The organism is Streptomyces sp. NPDC049915 (assembly GCF_040656475.1).
Classification (GTDB): domain Bacteria; phylum Actinomycetota; class Actinomycetes; order Streptomycetales; family Streptomycetaceae; genus Streptomyces.
Window position 1 is genome coordinate 405,114 of sequence record NZ_JBFAMH010000006.1, and the last position, 22,455, is coordinate 427,568.

Below are 22,455 nucleotides of genomic sequence, written 5' to 3' on the forward strand. Positions count from 1 at the left end.
GCTCGTGAACGTCGACAAGAGATGAGGGCGAGGGTCGCGGCTATGGGCCGGTCCAGCCACTGTGAGGACTCGACGCCCAGCTCCGGAGGCGGCACATCTGCCGCCTCCGGTACGTCGCGTGTCAGGCGACGCCGGGGATGCCCCGGGCCTGGAATGCAGCGCGGACCGCGTCTGCCGCGCTCTTGCCGTACATCTTCTGCGCCGTCGCGACCGTCGTGTTCGCGGCCGCCGCGAAGCTGGTGTCGGGGGCGAAGCCGAACTGGGCGTTGACGATGATCCGGTCGGCGACGCGCGCGCCGAGGGCGGTGCGGATGTCGGACAGCGCGCGGGACCAGATTTCGCCGTCCGCGTGGACCTCGCCGACCCGGTCCGCATACGTCTTGTCGGAGTCGATCCGGCGCAGACAGTGCGGGGCGTCGCTGTAGGTGACGGAGTCCCAGTCGGCGACGCAGGCGACGTCGGTCTTCAGCGGCCAGCCGTAGCGTGCGGCGGCGTGCTCGCCGACGGCGACGGCGAGATAGTCGCCGAAGGCCTCGCCGATGGAGCCGGCCTCCAGGGAGGTGCCGAAGCCGGGTACCTGGGCGTTGTGCACGGCGTGACCGTACTCGTGCACGACGACCTCGGCGTCCTCGGCGTCGTCCACGCCGCCCTTGCCGAAGCGGATCTCCGCCTTCTTGTCGCTGAAGAAGGAGTTGTCGGCGCCCCATTGGTTGATACGAACCGGCTGGGCGCGGTCGTTGGCGCCGGGCAGTTCGCTGCCGAAGCCGAGGCCCTGCAGGTACTCCTGGGCCTCGTTGACCCAGAAGTACGCCATGACCTGCTCGAACTGGTCGTCGTGCCGGTTGTAAGAGGCGGCGTCGGCAACCCGGGCGGAGGCCCCGGTGTCGGAGCGGACTGAGGCCCAGCGGCCGGAGAGGCCGCCGCTGCCGTCCAGATTGCGCAAGGCGACGGTCGCGTAGGCGGTGGCGGGAACGGCGTCGGCGGCGTCCTTGGCGTCGGTGAGAGTCTGGTTGCCCGACGACTGGACGGGGTTGACCATGAAGACGCGGGCCTGCGGGCCGAGCACGACGGGGGCGGTCCCCACGGCGGAGGCCGAGGCGGCCGTCATGAGCAGGGCCACGGTGGCGGTGGCCCCGGCGAGCAGTCCGCGGGGTGTGCGGTGAGCCATGTACATCCTCCCGTTGCGGATGGCGTGGGTACGGTGATGCAGCGTGGGCGTGATCTTCGCGCATCCGCCCGGCTCTTGGACAGGTCCATGAGCAAAGCGCGTTCCTTTGGTGGGCTCATCAGTTGACCGGATGAGGTCGGCGACCTTCTTCATCTGCCTCAGGGCGGGGCGCTTGCCGACCTTGTGGAAGACGAGCAGGACCGGCGGGTGCACCTGGTCGTGCCACCACGGGGCGGCCACATGCCGGCGAGTGCGCCACAGCGGCTTCTCGATGCCGTCGGTGTCCTTCTGTCGCTGGGTGGAGTAGCCACCGTCGACCACGAGCACCTGACCGGTCATGAAGTCCGAGGCGGAGGACGGCAGGGTCGTCATCCCGGGTGCCTGCTCACCCAGCACGACCACGCCCGCCCCCCTGCCGAGAAGAAGAAGGCCAGCTACATCCTCCATCCCCTGGACAGGGGCGACTGGGGCCCCCGCACCGTGGGCGGGCCACCGGTCCAACCCTGCGGGATGTGGTGGTGACGGACGCCGACGGGTACTCCCGACACCGGGCCGCCCGGCCCATCGACCCGGACTGCCGTCACGGCTGTCCTGAGTAACTGGAGCCATCCATTCCGCCAGTGTCGGATTGCGGCGATATTCCTTCAAGATCAAGCAATATCGTCGCACGGGTTTCCGGTTCGTCGGAGTCGATGGGTGCGTGCGCATCGGTGCGCGGAGACGCAAAACCGACACGTCGTCCAGGCGGGTCATGGCCAGGCGATGGCTGAATCTTGACCCCCGTTTGAGTGGGCGAGGAGGGCCTCTTGACTCCCTGAACCTGTGGCGAGTCTGCCGCGCGGAGAGCATGTCATGCTCCCCTGCGCCCAGGCGTGATCTTGGAATGTGTCCATCGGTGCACAGCTCACGCCCTGGCCAGAGGGGTAAAAAGCGTGTTCGCACGTAGATTCGCCGGTGGGTTGATCAACCCGCGCGTACAGAGATGGGCGGCGACGGTGGCAACCACCGCGTTGCTGTCCAGCATGCTGGGTACGGCCGTCGCAACGCCGGCCCAGGCCGTGTCCGAAAAGAGCAAGACCTTGACGCGGCTGGTGACAGAGCGTCCTGACGCCCTGTCGGCCATGATGGCGGCCCGCAAGCAGCACAGCCGGGTGGAGGTGATGTCCGAACGGACGGAGACCTCGCAGACCTTCGCCAACCCCGACGGGTCGTGGACGTCGAGCCAGTACCCGGGTCCGGTGCGGGTCAAGGACGCCTCCGGCTCCTGGCACCCGGTCGACACGACCCTCGTGCAGGACGCCAAGGGTGCCTGGCACCCGAGATGGGCCGCGGCCGACCTGCGCATATCCAACGGTGGCACGGACTCGTTCGCCTCGCTCGAGGACGGGGGGCGCTCGTACGGCGTCTCCTGGCCCGACAAGCTTCCGAAGCCGAAGGTGGCCGGGAACACCGCCACCTACGAGAACGTCCAGCCCGGCGTGGACCTCAGAGTGACGGCCCTGCCGACGGGCTTCTCCCATGTGCTGGTGATCCGGCAGGCCCCCACCCAGCCATTGAAGTTCGCGCTGCCCACCCGCACGTCCGGGATGGAACTGTCCCAGGACACGTCGGGTCACCTGCGGTTGAAGAACAGGGCCGGCAAGCTGGTCGCTTCCGCGCCCGCACCGGCGATGTGGGACTCCTCCGTCGACCGGCGCTCGGGTGAACCGAAGCACAAGGCCACCATCCCCACCCGGGTGAAGTCCGGCAAAAGGGCGGGGGACAGCTCACTGGACCTCTCTCCGGCCGCTGCGTTCTTCGCCACCAAGGACCTGACCTATCCCGTCATCGTCGACCCGGCCACCACCCTCGCGGTGACGACGGACACCTGGGTGCAGAACCCGGACTACACGGACTCCCAGATCTCCTCGCCCGAACTGAAGGCCGGTACCTACGACGGCGGACCGCATGTCGCCCGCTCGTACCTGAAGTTCGACGTGTCCAAGTTCGCGGGCAAGCACATCCTCGACACAGACCTGCAGCTGTACTCGTACTACTCGTCCACCTGTGCCACCACCGGCGCGGGTGTGCAGGTCCGCCGCATCACCTCGAACTGGGACTCCTCCACCATCACCTGGGGCACCCAGCCCGCCACGACGACCACCGACGCCGTCACCAACACCGCGGCACTGGGCTACGACTCGTCCTGCCCCGCGGGCAACATGCACTGGGACGTCGACAACATCGTCAAGTCCTGGACGTCCGGCGCCTCGGCCAACTACGGGTTCCAGATCCGCGGCGCCTCCGAGACGGACGCCCTCACCTGGCGGCGCTTCCGCTCGGCGAACTACGTCTCCGGTGACAACTCGGCCGAGCCGCACTTGACCGTCACCTACAACTCCACCCCGGGCACTCCGACCGGCCTGTCCGCCTCACCCCTGGTGACGAGCACCCTGGGCACGGTCAAGTCGACTTCCGCGACGCCCACGTTCACGGCGAAGTCCACCGACGCCGACGGCGGAAACGTCACCCTCACCTTCGAGGTCTCCCACGACCCGGCCTACCCGTCCGAGGGCACCGGAGTGATGTGGACCGGCACCAAGACGGTGGCCTCGGGAACGTCCGGTTCGGTGACCATGCCGTCCACAGTGATCGGCTCGACCCGGCCGCACATCCAGTGGCGGGTCAAGGCCTCCGACGGCACCGACACGTCCGCGTGGTCCGGCTACAACAAGTTCGGCTTCAACGTCACCCCGCCGTCCGCACCGACCATCAGCTGCCCCGACTACCCGTCCGGGGCATGGTCGGCGCACACCGGCTCGGAAGTGTGCACCCTGGACACCACGTCCACCGACGGCGCCGGCTACTACTGGTCGCTGGACAACGCCAACCCCGCCATCAAGGTGGCCGACCCCGACGGCACCGGCGGTGACCCGCTCACCGTGACGGTCAACCCGGCCAACGGCTGGCACACGCTGTACGCCAAAGCCTTCGACGACTCCTACAACCAGTCCACCGTGACCGCGTTCTCCTTCGGCTCCGGCACGGCGGGTATGACCTCCCCCCGGGACCAGGACACCACGTCCACCACCTTCACCCTGCAGTCCAACGCTCCACCCGGGTCGGCCAAGGTCACCTTCCAGTACCGCAAGGGCACGAGCGGTTCCTTCACGACCATTCCGACCGGGGACGTCACGAACGGCGGGTCGGCCGTCACCTGGCCGACCGCGGTGAACACGGTCACCGGTGGAGTCCAGTCCCCGGCGCTGACCTGGAGCGTCACCCACACCGTCGCCGATGACGGCCTGCTGCAGATCCAGGCCGTCTTCACGGACTCCGCGGGCAACAACCCGATCACCACCCCGCCGGTCAACGTCACGCTCGACCGGGTCGGCACGGGTACCGACTTCGGTACCACCCAGGCCGGACCGGTCACGGTGGGCCTGCAGTCGGGCAACGCGTCCGTGAGCGCCACGGACGTGTCGATCGCCAGCTTCGGCAGCGGCCTCGCGGCCACCCGCACGTTCAACTCCCTGAACCCGGCATCACCGTCGCTCTTCGGCCCGGGCTGGACCACCAGCCTGCCCGTCCAGGGAACCGGCGCGTCCTGGTCGTCGCTCACCGACGGCGGCACCTACACGGTGCTGGCCGGCGCGGACGGCTCCGAGCTGACCTTCGCCACCGGCAGCACCGACGGCAGCGGGGTGACCTCCTACTCCCCGCAGGGTCCGGCCGTCACCGCGGGCCTGCACCTGACCAAGAAGGGCGGCACCTTCACCCTCACCGACGCCAAGGGCAACCAGGTGGCGTTCACCGCTCCGGCGGGCGGCGCGGCCGGTCAGTACCTGCCCACCACCGTGACCCCGCCCGCGGGCGCCAGGTCCACCGGCTACGTGTACGACGCCACGGCCACCGACGCGGCCTACGGCAAGCCGATCCTCGTGATCGCCCCGGACGCCGGCGCGGCCGCCGGAACCCCCAGCACCACGGCCTGCCCCAGCCCGCCGTCAGCGACCACCTGGGACGCGGGCTGCCGTGCCCTTGAACTGGTCTACGACAACACGACGAAGAACGTCTCCCAGATCAACTTCGTCACCTCCAACGGCACCACGCTCACCCGGACCGCCGTCGCCCAGTACTCCTACGACGCCTCCGGCCGCCTCATCGCCGAGTGGGACCCGCGCATCAGCCCCGCGCTGAAGAACACCTACACCTACGACGAGACCAGCGGCGACGCCGACTTCGGACGCCTCACCTCGATCAGCGCCGCCCAGTCCACCCCCGGCACGCTGGCCCCGTGGAACCTCGCCTACAACACCACGGCCGGCAGCCCGGACTACGGCAAGCTGCTCTCGGTCACCCGCACCCACGACCAGGCGCACGGCGGGGGGACCGCCAAGACCGCCGTGGCCTACAGCGTGCCTCTGACCACCGCGGCCGGCGGCCCGACGAACATGGACGCGGCCACCACAGCGACCTGGGGACAGCAGGACAACCCGGTCTCCGCCGTGGCCGTCTTCCCGCCCGACCACGCGCCGAGCGGCACCTCGCCGTCCGACTGGACGTACGCCCGCGTTCTCTACTACGACGCCAACGGGCGCGAGGTGAACAGAGCGGTCTACAACAACGGCTGGACCATCACCACCACCGAGTACGACCAGTACGGCAACGAGGTACGCGATCTGACCGCCGCCAACCGGGCCACCGCGCTCGCCGACAGCGACCCGGTGACGACGGCCGGCCAGCTGGACAGCCGGAACCTGTACTCGGCCGACGGCACCCAACTGATCGACAGCTACGGCCCCGCCCACCAGGCGATGGCCGCGGGCAGTCTGCAGACCGTCCGCACCCACGAGCACTACGTGTACGACGAGGGCGCGCCCAACGGGAACGTGGACATCGACGGCCAGCCCTACGGCCTGGTCACCACCGAGACGGTGACCGCCAGCATCGGCACCGCCGTCCCCGGTGACTCGGACGTCGAGGCCCGCACCACGCAGAACCTGTACAGCCGGGGCACCGACACCAGTGGCTGGACCCTGCACACCCCGCTGCAGATCATCACCGACCCCGGGACCGGGCACCTCGCCCTCACCAAGTCGGTCGTCTACAACCAGGACGCCAACCTCTACGGCGGTCAGCCCCTGCTGATCGAGTCCCGGCTGCCCAGCGACAGCGGCGGCACGAAGGCCGGTACCACCCGCACCATCTACTACACCGCAAGCGCCAACAGCGCCGATGCCTCCTGTGGCAACCAGCCGGCCTGGGCCGACCTGGTCTGCAAGACGCAGCCCGCCGCACAGCCCGGCACCGCCGGCCTGGCGACCCTGCCGGTGGTCAAGTACACCTACAACACCTACCTGGAGGAGCTGACCAAGACCGAGACGTTCACCGCAGCCGACGCTGCCACCACCACCCGCACCCTGACGTCCAGCTACGACGCCGCGGGTCGCGCCACCGGCAGTTCCCTCACCACGAGCGGGAGCGGCATGGGCGCGGCGGTGCCCGCCGGCGCGACCGTCTACGACCCGGCGACCGGACTGCCCACCGACACCCAGAGCGTCGACTCGGCCGGCAACGCGACGGCACACCTGAAGACCGCGTACGACGACTTCGGCCAGATCACCAGTTACACCGACGCGGCCGGCAACGTCACCAGCTTCACCTACGACCTCGCCGGACGGCGGATCAGCCGGAACGACGGCAAGGGCACCACCACCCTCACCTACAACGGAGGCAACGACCACAGCGGCGACATGACCGACGAGTCGGACTCGCAGGCCGGTACGTTCACCGCCGCCTACGACGCCGACGGCAAGCTGGTCGCCGAGACCTACCCGGGCGGCACCGTAGGCCGGTACACCCGCGATTCCACCGGCACCGCGACCGACCTCAGCTACACCAACCCCGCGTGGAGCGGACCGCTCACCGACAGCATCGAGGTCAACGCGCACGGGGACTGGACCAATCGGGAAGTGCTGAACAGCAGCCAGTCCTACACCTACGACGCGGCCGACCGGCTGGTCTCCGCCGCCGACGTCCAGTCCGCCCAGTGCACCACCCGCACCTACGGCTACGACGTGGACTCCAACCGGATCTCCGCAAGCACCGCCGCGCCCAGTGCGGACGGCAGCTGCCAGACCAGCTCCGCGAGCACCGTCAGCCACAGCTACGACGCGGCGGACCGGCTGACCGACGCGGGCTACACCTACGACACGCTGGGGGACGTCACCACCACACCCTCTGCCGACGCCGGCGCAGCCGGGGACCTCACGGCCACCTACTACGCCAACGGGATGGTGGCCGGCCAGACGCAGGGCTCCTCGACGCTCAACTGGCAGCTCGACCCGCAGGGCTCGCGTGCTGCCGGCTACACCGACAGCCGCACCGGACGGACCGTCACCAACCACTACTCCGACGGCTCCGACAGCCCCACCTGGGTCTCCGACTCCCTCGGAGGATGGACCCGGAACATCGACAGCGCGGCGGGACTCGCCGCCACGGTCACCGCGGCCGGCACCACCCTGCAACTGGTGAACCTGCACGGTGACGTGATGGCAACCGCCGATCCCGTCGCCAACACGGTCACCGCCACCTTCACCTACCTGGAGTTCGGCGGCACGACCGACGGCAGCGCCCCGGGCACCTACGGCTGGCTCGGCGGGTACCAGCGGTCCGCCGCCGCGCTCGGCGGGCAGGTACTCATGGGCCGGTTCGGCCAGACCGACCCCGTCTTCGGCGGAAGCGCGAACGCGTACGACTACTCCGCGCAGAACCCGATCACGGAACTGGACGTCACCGGCGCCAGTTACCGCAACTACAACGCTCATCACTGGCACTGGTGGGGTCTTGAGATCGACATGACGCGCTACCGGACCACGAGCGTCATCGACCAGCTCTGGAGCAACTCCTCCAAGGCCGCGATCCTCGCCGCACTGTTCGGAGCCATACCCGGCAGCAACATCGGCGCGGTGGTGTTCGGTGTCATCGCCGGCTACTACGGCTGGATCGCCTCGAAGCTCCAGCACGAGCTCAACATCCAGTCACACGGCGTCATCCTGGAGCTGTACCTCGGCTACCCGTACGTGACGCACGAATGAGAAACGGCGTACCCCCGCTCCCGGGCGGGGGTACGCCCGCTTCCGCACCTGTAAGGAGGTGGCAACACAGTGGGAACATTCGATTCGGCCGTGGCCATGGTGGTCGGCCTGCTCGTGGCCGGGGCCGGGGTACTCGCCGCCGTGACCGGCCGGGCTCCCGGGTGGCTCAAAGGAACGGTGACCCGCCCGCGCGTCTGGGGCGCCGGTATCGCGCTACTGGGCCTGTTCGCCGTGTCCGTGAGCCGCCCGCTCCTGTCGTGGGCACTGGCAGGCGGGCCTGCGGGCGAGACGGCCAGGGCCGGCTTGATCCTGATCGGCCTCGCGCTTCTGTGGCGGGGCCGGAGCTGAGCACGCCAATCTGACCAGCGACGGGCCGCCGGAGACACCACTCCGGCGGCCTGTCACGGTTGGGACCGGCGCCCGGGCCGCCGTTGGCGAGGGCTCCCGGTGGTGCCGCTTGAGGGATCATCAGCAGTCGTATCGGACGGCGATTCAGCTCTTCTTGCTGGATCTCCTGCCGGCTAAGAGCGTCCGCCAGTAGTCCATGGGCTTGGGGAAGTTGGGGGCGCGGACGGACACGGATTGATGATCACGGAGTTCCTGACGTTCTGTGACCATCGAGAGGTGCCGTGTCCGTCGTGCCCGCGTAGGGCATCATCAACACCTCGAGTGCCTCGCTGAGATACGCGCCGAACTCCCCGCTCTCCTCCGGGGGCAGCATCGCGGGCACCGCGTGGCCGAGCTGGGCGTGCCCAAGATAGACGGTGTACGCGAGCAGTCCGCGGCGGCGGGCCTCCGGTTCAGGGAAGCCGAGGTCGGCGAAGAGCTGCGCGATGTACTCCACCCTGCGCTCGGTCACCCGGCGCAGGGTCGCCGCTACTTGGGGATGCGTCGCGGTGACGAGCAGCGCGACCTCGAGCGGGTCGGCCGTGGCCGACTTGATGGCTTCGGCGAAGAGCAGGTGGAGCCGCTTCTTGGGGTCTGGTTCCGTCTCGACCTCGCTGATGGTGCCCTCGGTGTTGATCTCCGCCCAGCGGTCAAGGGCGGCCGCGATGAGCGCGTCACGGTTGGCGAAGTGCCAGTAGAAGCTGCCTTTGGTGGTGCCGAGCCGGGCCGCCAGGGGCTCCACCGCGACGGCCGCGATGCCGCCCTCGCCGATCGCGGTGAGCGCGGCGTCCGCCCAGTCCTGGGCGGACAACCGGGCCTTCTTGTCCTGTCGTTGCTGCCGTTGCACCATGACCATACGCTACCGTATGGGCAACCATACGTCGGCGTACGGAGGTGCGCGATGACCGCGATACTCAATGTCCACGAGCGTGTGATCGAGGCCCCCGCGGTGGCAGTCGGCGCCTTGCTCGACCGCCTCTCCGCCGTGGACGACCCGATCTTCCCGACCCCGGCCTGGCCGCGGATGCGCCTCGACGGCCCCCTCGCCGTAGGTGCCGCCGGCGGGCACGGCCGGATCCGCTACCGCGTCACGGCGTACGAACCCGGGCGCCGCGTCCGCTTCGGCACCCAGCCGGGCGACGGCCTCGACGGCTTCCACGAGCTGACGGTCGAACCACTCGGCGCCGGGCGCTGCCGTGTACGCCATGTCCTCGACATCGAAGTCCGCGGCCTCGACCGGCTCCAGTGGGCCTGCGTCATACAGCACCTCCACGACACGATGGTCGAGGAGATCTTCGACAACATCGAGCGGGCGGCGGCGGACGGCGTCGCCCACCCTGTGCGCTGGTCACCGTGGGTGCGGCTGCTGAACCGGCTCGGCTGGGCCCGGCCTGAAGCCATCGCCACACCGGCGGCGGCACGGCTGATCCGCACCTCCCTCGACCGTACCGACTACGAGGACGCGTACCGCATGGAGCTTCTGCCGGGCCTGCCGCGTGACCCGGCGGCCTGGACGGGCATCCTGCGCGGTGGCTTCCCGGTGCTCGCCCAAGCGGACGGCGAGCTGCTCCTGAACGTGAACACGGCGGGTCTGACGGCCCACGCCTCGATCCTGATCGATGAGCGGTACGTCACCCTCAGCACGGCCGTGAAGGTCGACAGCTTGCACGCACAGCTCTACTGGGGTGTGGTCAAGCGCGTACACCCCTTCATGGCCCGCACCATGTTCCGGCGTACGCACCGCAAGTTGGCCCTCACGGCGCCCAGCGCAGGAGAACGGAGCCGGGCCCTCTCGTCTGGAGCATCCGTCAGCAGGCCATCGGATGCGGGGTGAGCGGGGGCGTGCGTCCCAGCGATGGGTGTACCAAGCCCGGCGGATGAGGCTACGGACAGTGATGATGACGGTGGCGAGATGGAGGAAGAACTCCACGCAGATCCGGCGTCGTTCGGTGCAGCGGCGGAGCTTGCCGAAGTTGTTCTATGCCCTGGTCCGTATGCAGGACGCCCGCCCGAAGGTCATCGACGACCTGAAGCGGAAGAACGACGAACTGCAGCACCAGCTCGCCCGCCTGCGCGCCGAGCACAACCAGCTGCGTACCGACTTCCAACAGCTGGCGCGGGTTGTACCCGTCCTGGAGGCCGAGAACGAGCAGCTACGGCAGTCCGCCGGCAGCGACGGTGTCGTTCGTGTACTGCCCGTCCGGCACCAGCCAAAGGGCTGAGTTGACACATAGCACCGCTACTGAAGCGGGAGCGCGGCCGGTGCTGCCGTGACACCCGCGCCTTGCGGGCCGGGCGTTGCCGTACCTGCCTCAGACGGCGGCGGACTTCCCCGGGCCGGGGACGGTGCGGAAGCGGAACGGTTCCGGTTCGCGGTCCGCCTGGACGAACCAGCACTCTCCTGCACCGTCGCCGGTGACGATCCGCAGCACCGTGTCCGCCACGACCTCGGCCGGGATGACGGGAAGGCCCTGCTCGGAGAGCATGTCGCGCAGCGGGTCGATGATCCGCGATTCGGCGAATCCTGGGCAGACCGCGTTGAAGCGCACATTGTCCGGCGCGAGAGCCGGCCCCAGCGAGCGCGCGAGTCCGACGACCGCGTGCTTGTTGGCCGCGTACAGGGGGTCGAGCGGTACCGCCGCCAGTCCCGCGAGGGAGGCGGTCGCCACGATCGCCCCTCCTCCGCGGGCCCGCAGCGCCGGCAGCACCGCGTGGGTGCCGTAGACCACGCCGTCGAGGTTGGCGCCCATCGCCCGGCGGTAGCGCGCCGGGTCGAAGTCGTCACCGACGCCGCATCCGGTCGCCACGCCCGCGTTGAGCAGCGCGATGTCGACACCGCCGTAGTGCTCCTGGGCGAAGTCCACCAGCGCGTGGTTGGCGTCGAGGTTGGAGACGTCGCAGGCGCGGAAGGTGCCGTCGACCAGGTCGGCCACCTCGCGGCCGCCGCGCGCGTCGAGGTCCGCGACGACCACGCGTGCCCCGGCCTCCGCCAGCGCGAGTGCCATGGCCCGGCCGAGTCCACTGGCACCGCCGGTGACGATCGCCACCTTGCCCGCGAGGTCGGCGCCGTCCGTCTGCCCTCCCCGAAGGGCCTCGGCGGCGGTCATGCCGACTCCAGCACGAGCTCGCCGGCGTTCTGGCCGCGAAACAGCATTTGCAGCATCTCGGGGAGGGCGTCCACGATGCCTCTCACCATGTGTTCCCTGATCTTGATGCGGCGGTCCCGGATCCAGGCGGAGGTCCGCTGCGCGGCGTTGGCGTACTGCTTGGCGTTGTCGAAGGAGACGTAGCCCATGGGCGTCCTTTCGAGGGGCGGGGTGAGTGCGGCCGTGCACAACGGGCTGCACGTCGAGCGCGACGGCCATCGGCTACGGGGTGATGATGTGGCCGGTGCGCGGTGAGGTCCGACCCGACTGGACCTCGTGCCAGACCCGCTCGAGGCTCTGCGGGCCGCTGCTGTGCACGATGTCGACCCACCCCTCGGCCACGGGCAGGAACTCCTTCCACGCCTCGGCGAAACGGCGGTCCAGCCCTTCCCGCCCCCAGTCGCCGATGCGCTTGCGCATCTGGTCGGGGGCGAAGAACATGCCCGGCCCCGTCTCCGCAAGGGTGCCGGCGGGCGCGGGTTCCTGGTTGGTGATGCCGACGACCACCTCGTGCACCAGTGAGTCGCCCAGGTGGGCGCGCAGCCGGGCGGACAGCTGCTCGTCGCCCGCGAAGTCGGCGTACAGCGTCTGGGTCCGGGGGAGCCGGGAGACGTCCTCGTAGGTCAGCACCCGGTCGTAGCAGCCGAGGCCCTCGGTGAAGGCGAGGTTGCGCGGGGAGGTCAGGCCGACCACTTCGCAGCCCTGCCCCTGGAGCAGGTGGGCGGCGCCGTAGGCCGTCTTGCTCGAGGCGGACGACAGGACGACGCTCTTCGCGCCCAGCCAGGCGTTGTCGACGAGCCAGTCGGCCAGCATGAAGGAGGTCCAGAACAGCGGGCGGTACAGGACGTGAAGGTCCTCCCGGCCGGCCTCGTAGGCGAGGTCGCCGGTGGTGAGGGCGTAGGCGTTGTAGGGCCGGGGCAGCGGCACGCGATGGGGGCTGGCCTCGCGGAAGCCGCGCTCGTCGACCCGGTCGGGGCGGACCAGCAGGTGGCTCGCGGACGGGTAGTAGCCGTAGTAGCGGCTGCCGGTCTCGATGCCGTCGACCCGGGAGGCGACGACGTCGGCGAAGCCCCAGAGGGGGACGATGCCCCAGCCGGCGCGGGGCGCGGGGAAGAACTCCCAGTAGCGGAACGAGTCGCCGAGTGCGGCGTAAGTGACGTTGTTGGCGGTCAGGCCGACCCGGTCGACGCGCAGCAGCGCCTCGCCGTCCCGCACCTGGGGGAGGGGATCGTCGGCCAGCTCCGCGGTGGACAGGTCGTCGCGGCGGACGAGCAGGTTCCAGGCGGTGGCAGCGGTGTTGTTCATGGACGGGAACGTACTTGAATCCGGATTCGGATTCAATACTGGGTAGGCTGCGCACATGCTCCCTCCTGACCCTGGAACCGAACAGCCCGCGCAGCCACAGCCGGCCGGGACGCGTACCCGCCGTGGCATGCGCACTCGTGACGCCCTGGTGGCCGCGGCCCGGCGGATCTTCGAGCGGGACGGCTATCTGGACGCCCGCATCGTCGACATCGCAGCCGAAGCCGGAGTGGCCACCGGCAGCTTCTACACGCACTTCGCGTCCAAGGAGGACGTGTTCGCCGCCGTCCTCGCGCGGCTGCAGGACGAGATGCTGCACGCGGGAGTCAGCGACGGCGGTGACGGCGACGGCGACGGCGGACGCAAGGACCTGTGGCGAGGGGTCGAGGGCTCCAACCGCGCCTACCTGGAGTCCTATCGCCGCAACGCCGGCCTCATGGCCGCCATGGAACAGGCCGCCGCCGTCGACCCGCAGTTCGTGGGAGTTCGGCTGGAGCGGTCGCGCGTGTTCATCGACCGCAGCGCCGCCGCCATCGCCCGCCTCCAGCAGTCGGGCCTGGCGGACCCGGAGCTCGATCCGGAGATCACCGCCCGGGCCCTGAACGCGATGGTCAGCCGGCTTGCGTACGTGACCTTCGTCCTGGGCGAATCCGTGCCCTTCGACACGCTGGTCGAGACCGTCACCCGGCTGTGGACGAACGCGCTGCGCATGCCGCGGAGCTGAGCCCGGCGCCGACGTGCCCTGTGATCCGACTCATAGCGGGGCCGCCACGGCCGGTGGTTGACGGCGGCACCGCGCACCAGCAAGGTTGACCGCCAGCGCACGGTGAGCAAGCGCTTAGTTAACGATGAGGGGTGAGCGATCATGAAGCGCCGCATGTTCGAAGCGGATCACGAGGCTTTCCGGGTTTCCGTACGGGAGTTCCTGCACCGCCACGTCCACCCGCGCACCGACGAGTTCATCGAGGCCGCCGGGATCCCGCGCGGCATATGGATCGAGGCCGGCAAGCAGGGCTTCCTGGGGCTGGAGATTCCCGAGGAGTACGGGGGCGGCGAGGCGCGCGACTACCGGTACAACACCGTGCTGGCGGAGGAGCTGGCCAAGGTGAATGCGGCACTCTCCTCCTGCCTGGGCATCCACACCGACATCGTCGCCCCGTACCTGGTCGATCTGACCACCGAGTGGCAGAAGCACCGCTGGCTGCCCGGCTTCTGCTCCGGGGAGATCGTGACGGCGATCGGGATGACCGAGCCCGGCGGCGGCTCCGATCTCGCGGCCCTGCGCACCATCGCGGTCCGGGAGGGTGACACCTGGGTGCTCAACGGGTCGAAGACCTTCATCACCAACGGCTACTCGGCCGACCTCGTCGTGGTCGCCGCACGGACCAGTCCCGAGAAGAAGGCCCATGGCATCACCCTGTTCGGCGTGGAGACGGGGATGGAGGGCTTCACCCGGGGGCGCAAGCTCGACAAGGTGGGGCAGACCGAGTCCGACACGGCAGAGCTGTTCTTCGACAACGTCCGGGTACCGCAAACCCATGTCATCGGCGAAGTCGATCAGGGCTTCATCCACATGATGGAACGACTGCCCCAAGAGCGCCTCGGAGGGGCGGTCGCCAACCTCGCGCACGCCGCGCAGATCCTCACGGAGACCATCGAATACACCAAGCAGCGCAAGGCATTCGGCCAGCCGATCGGCTCCTTCCAGTACAACAAGTTCCTGCTCGCGGAACTGGTGACGCAGATGGAGGTGGCCCAGGCGTTCGTCGACCAGGCGGTCATGGCACACAACGACGGCGAACTCACCGCCGTGGACGCGGCGAAGGCCAAGTGGTGGTCCGCGCAGGTGCAGAACGACGTGCTCGACGCCTGCGTCCAACTGCACGGCGGCTACGGTTTCATGAACGAGTACCGGGTGGCCCGGGCCTGGCGCGACGCCCGGGTCACCAAGATCTGGGCCGGCTCAAACGAGATCATGAAGGAACTCATCGGCCGCGACCTCGGTCTGTGACCGCCCCGCTTCGGGTGTCGGCGTGGGGTCGACGAGTGGGGTGTCGCGGCCCTGGCGCTCGTGGAGGGTACGGCCGGCGCGGGCCCCGAGCAGGCGCTGCTTCTCCCGGAAGCCCTTCTTCTCACCCTTGTGCAGACGGCCTTCAGAGCGGTGGCCCACCACCCCAACGCCACCGCCCTCGACGGGCAAGTGATGGGCAGCAGCTGCCGACCCGTCGCTGCCGACGACTGTGATACTGAATCAGGTGACCGAGGCCCGGAGGGCGACGCCCCCCGACGGCCGGCAGACCACTGGAGGAGTCTGCGCGATTCGCTCGGGGACAGCCGGGACTTCCTTCGATGAGCTGCGGTCACGGACGTGGTCTGACCTGCGGAACAACTCTGAGGAAGGATCCGAGTGGACGTTGTTGCGCCATGTGCGTACGTGAGAGTCATCGGCGCACTCGACGACAGAATGCGAGGAACCCGCGGCGGTCCCCCGTCGGTCGTCCACGGGTGATGGCGGGCGGGGCGTCCAGCGCGCAGTGCAGGGGGTGTTGCTCGCCGACGGTCCCTCTTCGGCCGACACCGGTACGGACTGGCCGATCGGGGTTGCGGATGACGGCGGCGGCGAGCAGCCCGGCCAGGACGCACAGGGCTCCCGAGATCAGACAGGCGGTTTCGAAACCTGCGGAAAAGCGGTCCGGATCCAGGTAGGCCGCCCCGGTGAGCCCCGCAGCGGCAGGAAGCACTGATACAGCGATCAGACCGGCAGCGCGGGCGACGTCGTTGTTCACTGCTGACGCCGCGCCCGCATGCCGTGCGGGCGCGGTGGCGAGGGCAGTGGTCGTCAGCGGTGCAACGGTCGTGGCCAGGCCGAGTGCCAGCACCAGCACGGCCGGCAGCACCTCCGTGACGTAGTCCGCCGCCGCGCCCACCCGCGTGAACAGCGCGATGCCGCAACCGACCAGGACGGGACCGATGCTCATCTGCGCCCTGGGGCCGATCCGCGCGGCCAGGGCACCCGAGCGAGCTGAGAGCAGCAGGATCACCGCAGTGAGCGGCAGGAGCGAGATGCCGGCCTCCAGGGCCGTGTACCCGGACACCTGCTGCAGTTGCACCGGCACCAGAAACAGCGCACCGCCGAGCGCCCCGTACAACACGAAGGTGACCGCGTTGGTGGCGTTGAACTGGGCCGAGCGGAACAACTCCAAAGGCAGCACCGGGTTTCGTGAGCGGCGCTCCCACAGCACGAAGGAGCCCAGCAAAAGCGCCCCCGCGGTCAAGCTGCCCAGTACCACCGCACTGGTCCAGCCGCTCGACGGTGCCTCAATAAGCCCGTACGTGATGCCCACCAGCCCCAGCGTCACCAACGCCCCGCCGACCACGTCCACGCGCTCGGGGGCCTGCGGGTCCCGCGATTCCGGGACGTGGAGCGTCGAAATGGCGATCACGGCGGCAGCCACTGGCAGGTTGACGGCGAAGATCCACCGCCAGGACACCGCTTGGATCAGCCAGCCGCCCAGAAAGGGACCGATCGCCGTGCCGACACCACTCAGCCCCGACCAGGCGCCGATCGCCTTCCCCCGGTCGTCGGGTGCGAAGGTGACCTCCAGGATGGCCAGACTGCCTGGAGTGAGGAGAGCCGCGCCAACGCCCTGCAGCGCCCGGGCGGCGATCAGAGTAGGGGCGTCAGGTGCCAATCCGCACATCAGCGAGGCCGCGGCAAACCAGGTGACCCCGATGAGGAAGAAGCGTCTGCGCCCATAGCGGTCGCCCAGTGCGCCGGCCACCAGCAGCAGGCCCGCCAGGGTCAGGGTATAGGCAGTGACCACCCACTGAAGCGTGGCCAGCCCGGCGTGGAAGTCCCGGCCGATGGCCGGCAGCGCGATGCCAACGACGGTTGCGTCGATGGACGCGACAGCGGAACCCAGCACGGCCGCGGTGAGCACCCAACGCCCCTGTCCACTCGCATACGCGAGCCCGGCGCCATTGCCGGGGACGGTAGTCCCGGTTGTCATGACCTCGGCCACCTCCTTGGAGTCTTCGACTGCCGCCGTCCACGGGCACCGGCCCGTGGCCGCCGTTCCGGTTCCTGGCCGTACGCGTCACGATCACAGCCGCGCCTACTGGGTACACCGTAAGCGGGTGCGGGCCACTCTCCAGCGCATGAGTGCGGGGTGCTCTCTGCCAAGCCCAAGTGCGCGTTTGGTTCGCCTTTCGAATGGTCCATGCCGAGATTCCGCCAACAAAAATCGCATGCGGGCCCTGGTGCTTGAGGGCACGGGCCGCGGGCGCAACGCGCGCTCCAGTCCGGCAGGGCCGGCACCCCGCAGTCCGTAGGGTTGGGTTCTCGTGGTTCGCCTGGACCGCCCCGTCTCCGAGAAGCCCGTCCGGATCGCGGAACGCGCGGGACGGCCCGGCACCCCGACCCGGATCCTGGGATTCGGCACCACCTCCGACACCGAACTGAATTTCCCGGAGCAGCCGCGGGAGCTCCAGACGCGCCGCGGCGCCGAGACCGAATGCGCCCCCGCATACGCCGACCGGACCCGGCTGTGCACGATCAGCCGCGTGCCCGCGGCCATGGCGTGCTTCGGGGACTCCGGCGGGCCGCAGCTCCAGAAGGGCCGACACGGGGGTGGGAGCTCATCGGAGTGACCTCGGGTCCTGGCACCCCTGATGTCCCGTGCTCGGCCGGGCCGGGCCTCTACACCAGCGCGCCCGCCTACGCGGGCTGGATCCGGCAGACCAGCAGGCACAACTCCTGATCCCGACGGTCGGTGGCGCTGAGCAGGCCGGGCAGTGCGTCGGTGAGCCGAGCGCGCGACCCGCCATCGGTGGCATCCCAGCCCGGCACGGGGGCGAGCGTGCTGGGGGCATCGCTCTCCCAGTCACCGGCATGGAGGCCAAGCTGGCCGTCGGCGCTTTCTGGCGAGCCCCGGCAGCCTGCTGGTGGGCGCGAACGACGGTGGAGTCGAACGTGACGGCCCGGTCGACGTCGCCTTCGTCATCAGCCTGGCGAGCAGAGCGGTGAAGACCTTCTCCCAGGTGCCGTCGGTGGCGCACTTCTGCAGCCGGTTGTGGGCGTTACGGCTGCTCGCCCTGTTCGCCGCCGTCTTCTTCGAGACGGGCGGCACCGGTCGCGGCCGTCCTCATCGCTGACGAGCGGCTGCCAGGTGCAGCATGGCCATACGCGCCATACGCTCGTCACATGTCCGACGTCACGCCTTCCGGCGCCACAGCCGATGACCTTCCCGCACCGGCCGAGGGCTTGATACTCACGCACTTTCTCACGGTCAGCGACGTCCCTCGCTCACGGGCCTTCTACGCCGATGTACTGGGTGGAAGGGTGGTGCTGGAGGAGAACCCCTGCATCATCAAGGCCGCCAACAGCTGGATCATCATGAACCCGGGCGGTGGGCCCACCGACGACAAACCCGATGTCGTCCTGCGCACACCGGAAGACCCCAACACTGTCTCCAGCTTCCTGAACGTACGGGTGGCCGACATCCACGACTTCTACGCCACGGCGAGCGCCAAAGGGGCCGAGTTCCTCACCCCGCCCATCGACCGCCGCGCCGAGCTGCGGTGCTATATGCGTGATCCGGACGGCTACCTCATCGAGGTGGGCCAGGCCACGGGGCTGCTCGAAGGGATCCTGGCGCGTATCGACACTGAAACCTAAGAAGACGCCCGATGAGTCGCGGCCGGACCGCGCGTACCCCCTGAGGGGAAGAGCGAGGGCCGCCCACACGCGAAATCCCCGGGGTGGCTGATACTCCTTCATGTACGTACCTCATGCCACGCGACCAGGCATCGCTTCGAATCGCGCATCCGGTCCTGGCGCCGCCGGCCACCGACCAGTCCAGGACGCCTGGAACACCGCGGCTTGTCCGTGTCGACCGAGCACACCACGCTGAGCCCGCGCACGAGGACTACCTGCGAGCCCGGATCGCGCACCGATGAGTTTTCCGCGCCGTGCTGGTCTATACGCCGGACACCCACGGACGGAAGGCTGGGCCATGCGGAAACTGATCTACGGCATGAACCTGACCCTGGACGGCTACATCGCCGCGGCCGGCGACGACATCGGCTGGAGCGGACCGCCGAGCCGCGAGCTGTTCCAGTGGTGGCTCGACCACGAGCGGGCGAGTGGCCTGTCGCTGTATGGGCGCAAGCTCTGGGAGACGATGAGCTCCTACTGGCCGACCGGTGACCAGCAGCCCGACGCCACTCCGGCGGAGATCGAGTTCGCACGGAACTGGCGGGACACGCCGAAGGTGGTGTTCTCCTCGACGATCGACAAGGTCGACTGGAACACCCGCCTGGTCACCGGCGACGCGATCGCCGAGATCACCCGGCTCAAGGCCGAGGACGGCGGCCCGATGAACATCGGCGGCGCAACGCTCGCCGGGGCGGCGATGCGCGCCGGGCTGATCGACGAGTACGTGATCGTCGCCCATCCGGTCCTGGTGGGCGGCGGCACGCCGTTCTTCACCGCGCTGGACAGCTGGGTGAACCTGAACCTGGTGGAGACGCGGGCGTTGCCCGGCGGCGTGGTCCTGACCAGGTACGAGACGAGGCGGTGAGCAGCTTCCCGCTGTGTCACGGCTTGGATGGGTGTTTCCTTCTCACCGTCGTGGCATTTCCTCAGCCGGGATCGTCTGGGCGGCTGCGGCGACACGCTTCCCGAATCGGGCCGGCTCAGCATCAGAGCCGAACCACCCATGCAGGGGCGGCTTGACCTGCCTCGAGAGAGTCGGTAGCGATCTTGCTCGGGCCTGGCAGCACATCAGCGGCACGGCACGAGCAACTGCGAAGCGAGGACGCAGTTTGTGGGCGTCCAACCTGCGGCTGTCCGCATGCTGTCAAGTCACCACACGCTCCGGTCCATGGGCTTGGGCAGTGGTTGCAGCGTTCCGGCCTCCCGCAGCCGCACGTTCACCTGGACTGTCTGTTCCATCGTCGCGGCGGGCGGAGTGATGGCGGGCAGTAGGCCGCCGGTAGGGAGCTCCGTACGGCTGACGCCGGGAAGGGCTGCGGGCACCAGCGTCGCCCGGCTCGAGGAGAGGTAGCCGAACCGGCCGACGGACGGTTCTCCTGGGCCGAAGTCCGCCTCGTCCTCCAGGGCGTCGAGGACGTCGCCGTCGGTCACGTCACCGAAGTCGGGCTCCCAGGTCTCCGCCACCAGGGTGAGCAGTTCCGCTCCGCCGGCCGCAGCCGCGGACATCGGCTTGCCAGCCGGCCCCCGTCCCCGATGACCAGTGAAAGTCCGTAGTCCGTGCGATCGGACCAGCCATCTGTGGCTTGGGCCGATCGCAGAGCCGCGAGGATCGACCCCGCGTCGGCACGCAGAGCGGTGGCCGGCCCGACCTCGTGGATCTGCTGCCAGGTCCACACCTCGCCCGACTCCGGTGCGAGCGCCGGCAGCACGGACACCAGTCGGTCCAGCGTCCGCTTCCAGCGATCCGTCAATGCCTCGGCCGGCTCCTCCGAGGACCCCAGAAACCTCGCACAACACGGCTCATGTGAAGCAGCGGGCATGCCGGCCCGCGCGCACGTGCCTCTACAGTTGTTGTGGGCGAAGCCCAGCTAATGCGTGCGGGGCGGTATGCCGCCCAGGGCCCGCGCCTCGCCCAGGAGCTGCTCGTTGGTCCGGGCCGGCCCCCACTTCCCGACTGTGCACTTCGCGCGGAATCGCTGCTCTGGCGAGTGTGCCTGCGCCGGCACGACACCCTCACGCAGATCGCCGCCGGCTTCGATATCGCTGTCGGCAGCGCCCACGCCTACGCGAGGGCCGTCATCGATCTGCTGGCCGACCGCGCGCCCGGCCTGCTGCGCGCGTTGCGCGAGGCCGACCCCGACTACGTGCTGCTCGATGGCACCCTCGCCGAATGCGACCGGGTCGGCGATAGTCGCGCCGACTACTCCCACAAGCACCGCCGACACCGGGTGAATGTGCAGGTGGTGACCAACCCGGTCGGGCACCTGCTGTGGATTTCACCCGCCCTGCCTGGCCGTGCGCACGACCTGACCGCGGCCCGCGCCCACCGCATCCTGCGGATCTGCGAACGCCAGGGCGTCCCGGTCCTCGCCGACCGGGCCTACATGGGCGCCGGCCCCTGGGTGACCACACCCGCCAGGCGCCCGCCAGGCGGTGAGCTGTTGCTGACCCAGCGCACCGTCAACCACGCGCTTTCCGCGGCACGATCACCGGTTGAGCGCGGCGTGGCCCGGCTCAAGTCCTGGCGCATCTTCCGCAAGGCCCGATGCAGCCCGATTCGATCCTATGGGGATCGCCGTCCGGGAACTTCGGGGCGCCTCACGGCCTCGTACGACGAAGCTGATCAGTTCCTGACATGTGACGTCCAGTCTGACGGCATGCCTTCACCAACTCGTGTCACACCTCGACGTCGTTCGCGCACCCTGCCCGGGAACCATCAGGTCATTGCATCCGTGACCCGGGGCATCAGCCGTCTATGGATGTCGGCCGCCGTCCTGGCCCTGTCCGCGGCGCTGACCGGCTGCGGGACTATCGGCGCCGGGACAGCCGACATCGCCCCGTCAGCGTCCGCCGCGGCGCAGGGCATATCGAAGGCCGAGCCCCGCACGACACAGGCCAAGCCCCGGCAGCCGTCCACGGACACCGAAGCGTCGGCCGGATCCGCTCTCGCGCAACTGCCGGGCCTGGGCCCCAAGACGCTGGCCGAGGTCCCCCCGAACGCCCGCCAGGTCGTCCTCGTCACCGGACAGGACACGAACTCCTCGACGTCGCAGGTGGTGTTGTACCGGCGTACGAGCGCGGGCTGGGAGCCGGGAGTGGCCTGGCCCGCCCACAACGCGCACAAGGGCTGGACCGAGGACCATCACATCGGCGATCTCCGCTCACCCGTCGGTGTGTTCACTCTCACCGACGCCGGCGGTCTGCTGGCCGACCCCGGTTCCAAGCTGCCGTACAACCAGTCACGGGGTTTCACGATCGGCGGCACGGGATTCGACGGCGAGCCGCTCGCGGGCTCATTCGACTACGTCGTCGCGATCAACTACAACCGCAAGCCCGGCACCTCGCCCCTCGACTGGACCCGCCCTCTCGGCAGCGGCAAGGGCGGTGGCATCTGGCTGCACGTCGACCATGGCGGGGCCACGCACGGCTGCGTGTCCGTGTCGAAGGAGCACATGAAAGAACTGCTGCTCGCGCTCGATCCGGCCCTGCAACCGGTAATCGTCATGGGAGACGCCGAGTCCCTCAAACGCTGACGCGAACGGTGCGAGGCGTCCATGGTCGACGCGTCCGGGCGACGAACGACCCTCGGCCAAGGCAGGGCGGAGTCCGGGCCGCGTACCACGCGTCGGTCGGCCCGGTGTTCACCGGCACGGTGCG

The 22,455-nt window shown here is 69.4% G+C and carries 18 protein-coding genes and 3 pseudogenes; 12 read left to right on the forward strand and 9 right to left on the reverse strand.

Going from position 1 to position 22,455, the window contains the following annotated elements; all coding sequences use genetic code 11:
* Nucleotides 1-121: 121 nt before the first annotated feature.
* Complete coding sequence (locus tag AB0J12_RS14065) at nucleotides 122-1,570, reverse strand: M4 family metallopeptidase (protein WP_363264517.1); 1,449 nt, start codon at nucleotides 1,568-1,570, stop codon at nucleotides 122-124.
* Between the two features lie 689 nt (nucleotides 1,571-2,259).
* Between AB0J12_RS14065 and AB0J12_RS14070 the strand changes: the two genes are divergently transcribed.
* On the forward strand, nucleotides 2,260-8,247 hold the full coding sequence (locus tag AB0J12_RS14070) for a DNRLRE domain-containing protein (RefSeq protein WP_363264518.1): 5,988 nt from the start codon (nucleotides 2,260-2,262) through the stop codon (nucleotides 8,245-8,247).
* A gap of 69 nt (nucleotides 8,248-8,316) precedes the next feature.
* Nucleotides 8,317-8,595, forward strand: a complete 279-nt coding sequence (locus AB0J12_RS14075) for a hypothetical protein (RefSeq protein WP_363264519.1) — start codon at nucleotides 8,317-8,319, stop codon at nucleotides 8,593-8,595.
* A 241-nt stretch (nucleotides 8,596-8,836) separates the two neighbouring features.
* Here the strand turns inward: AB0J12_RS14075 and AB0J12_RS14080 are convergent, their stop codons facing one another.
* A complete protein-coding gene (locus AB0J12_RS14080; RefSeq protein ID WP_363264520.1) occupies nucleotides 8,837-9,490 on the reverse strand; it encodes a TetR/AcrR family transcriptional regulator in 654 nt (217 codons plus the stop codon).
* 45 nt (nucleotides 9,491-9,535) lie between these two features.
* Between AB0J12_RS14080 and AB0J12_RS14085 the strand changes: the two genes are divergently transcribed.
* Nucleotides 9,536-10,468 (forward strand): DUF2867 domain-containing protein, encoded by a 933-nt coding sequence (locus AB0J12_RS14085; RefSeq protein ID WP_363264521.1) that lies wholly within the window; start codon nucleotides 9,536-9,538, stop codon nucleotides 10,466-10,468.
* On the opposite strand, the pseudogene AB0J12_RS14090 reads toward AB0J12_RS14085, so the two are convergent.
* Nucleotides 10,454-10,627: pseudogene (locus AB0J12_RS14090) on the reverse strand (IS5/IS1182 family transposase); the annotation flags it as partial. The gene AB0J12_RS14085 and the pseudogene AB0J12_RS14090 sit on opposite strands and share 15 nt — an antisense overlap.
* A 1-nt stretch (nucleotide 10,628) precedes the next feature.
* Between AB0J12_RS14090 and AB0J12_RS14095 the strand changes: the two are divergent.
* Nucleotides 10,629-10,856 (forward strand): hypothetical protein, encoded by a 228-nt coding sequence (locus AB0J12_RS14095; protein ID WP_363264522.1) that lies wholly within the window; start codon nucleotides 10,629-10,631, stop codon nucleotides 10,854-10,856.
* A gap of 90 nt (nucleotides 10,857-10,946) precedes the next feature.
* Here the strand turns inward: AB0J12_RS14095 and AB0J12_RS14100 are convergent, their stop codons facing one another.
* The 3 genes from AB0J12_RS14100 to AB0J12_RS14110 form a co-directional block, all read right to left on the reverse strand.
* Entirely contained in the window at nucleotides 10,947-11,741 is a 795-nt protein-coding gene (locus AB0J12_RS14100) for an SDR family NAD(P)-dependent oxidoreductase (protein WP_363264523.1), read from the reverse strand.
* On the reverse strand, nucleotides 11,738-11,929 hold the full coding sequence (locus AB0J12_RS14105) for a hypothetical protein (protein WP_363264524.1): 192 nt from the start codon (nucleotides 11,927-11,929) through the stop codon (nucleotides 11,738-11,740). The genes AB0J12_RS14100 and AB0J12_RS14105 overlap by 4 nt, the downstream gene beginning before the upstream one ends.
* Nucleotides 11,930-12,002: 73 nt before the next feature.
* Nucleotides 12,003-13,085 (reverse strand): DUF2855 family protein, encoded by a 1,083-nt coding sequence (locus tag AB0J12_RS14110; RefSeq protein WP_363264525.1) that lies wholly within the window; start codon nucleotides 13,083-13,085, stop codon nucleotides 12,003-12,005.
* A 127-nt stretch (nucleotides 13,086-13,212) separates the two neighbouring features.
* Here AB0J12_RS14110 and AB0J12_RS14115 point away from each other — a divergent pair, with 127 nt between their 5' ends.
* Together AB0J12_RS14115 and AB0J12_RS14120 are read left to right on the forward strand one after the other, a co-directional pair.
* Nucleotides 13,213-13,806, forward strand: a complete 594-nt coding sequence (locus tag AB0J12_RS14115) for a helix-turn-helix domain-containing protein (RefSeq protein WP_363264526.1) — start codon at nucleotides 13,213-13,215, stop codon at nucleotides 13,804-13,806.
* A 141-nt stretch (nucleotides 13,807-13,947) separates the two neighbouring features.
* Nucleotides 13,948-15,093 (forward strand): acyl-CoA dehydrogenase family protein, encoded by a 1,146-nt coding sequence (locus AB0J12_RS14120; protein ID WP_363264527.1) that lies wholly within the window; start codon nucleotides 13,948-13,950, stop codon nucleotides 15,091-15,093.
* A 430-nt stretch (nucleotides 15,094-15,523) separates the two neighbouring features.
* Here the strand turns inward: AB0J12_RS14120 and AB0J12_RS14125 are convergent, their stop codons facing one another.
* Nucleotides 15,524-17,104 (reverse strand): DHA2 family efflux MFS transporter permease subunit, encoded by a 1,581-nt coding sequence (locus AB0J12_RS14125; protein ID WP_363264528.1) that lies wholly within the window; start codon nucleotides 17,102-17,104, stop codon nucleotides 15,524-15,526.
* 316 nt (nucleotides 17,105-17,420) lie between these two features.
* Here AB0J12_RS14125 and AB0J12_RS14130 point away from each other — a divergent pair.
* Nucleotides 17,421-17,842, forward strand: a pseudogene (locus tag AB0J12_RS14130) (trypsin-like serine protease); the annotation flags it as partial.
* Here the strand turns inward: AB0J12_RS14130 and AB0J12_RS14135 are convergent.
* Entirely contained in the window at nucleotides 17,800-17,931 is a 132-nt protein-coding gene (locus AB0J12_RS14135; RefSeq protein ID WP_363264592.1) for a hypothetical protein, read from the reverse strand. The pseudogene AB0J12_RS14130 and the gene AB0J12_RS14135 sit on opposite strands and share 43 nt — an antisense overlap.
* A gap of 95 nt (nucleotides 17,932-18,026) precedes the next feature.
* Between AB0J12_RS14135 and AB0J12_RS14140 the strand changes: the two genes are divergently transcribed.
* The 3 genes from AB0J12_RS14140 to AB0J12_RS14150 all read left to right on the forward strand — a co-directional run bounded on the left by AB0J12_RS14140 (nucleotide 18,027) and on the right by AB0J12_RS14150 (nucleotide 19,663).
* Nucleotides 18,027-18,236, forward strand: coding sequence for a hypothetical protein (locus AB0J12_RS14140; protein WP_363264529.1), 210 nt, complete (start codon nucleotides 18,027-18,029; stop codon nucleotides 18,234-18,236).
* 49 nt (nucleotides 18,237-18,285) lie between these two features.
* Nucleotides 18,286-18,759, forward strand: a complete 474-nt coding sequence (locus AB0J12_RS14145; RefSeq protein ID WP_363264530.1) for a VOC family protein — start codon at nucleotides 18,286-18,288, stop codon at nucleotides 18,757-18,759.
* Nucleotides 18,760-19,096: 337 nt separating this feature from the next.
* Entirely contained in the window at nucleotides 19,097-19,663 is a 567-nt protein-coding gene (locus AB0J12_RS14150; RefSeq protein ID WP_363264531.1) for a dihydrofolate reductase family protein, read from the forward strand.
* 284 nt (nucleotides 19,664-19,947) lie between these two features.
* On the opposite strand, the gene AB0J12_RS14155 is transcribed toward AB0J12_RS14150, so the two are convergent.
* Nucleotides 19,948-20,304 (reverse strand): hypothetical protein, encoded by a 357-nt coding sequence (locus AB0J12_RS14155; protein ID WP_363264532.1) that lies wholly within the window; start codon nucleotides 20,302-20,304, stop codon nucleotides 19,948-19,950.
* A gap of 467 nt (nucleotides 20,305-20,771) precedes the next feature.
* Here AB0J12_RS14155 and AB0J12_RS14160 point away from each other — a divergent pair.
* A pseudogene (locus tag AB0J12_RS14160) lies at nucleotides 20,772-21,353 on the forward strand (transposase family protein); the annotation flags it as partial.
* A gap of 204 nt (nucleotides 21,354-21,557) precedes the next feature.
* A complete protein-coding gene (locus tag AB0J12_RS14165) occupies nucleotides 21,558-22,331 on the forward strand; it encodes a L,D-transpeptidase family protein (protein ID WP_363264586.1) in 774 nt (257 codons plus the stop codon).
* Nucleotides 22,332-22,455: the final 124 nt, after the last annotated feature.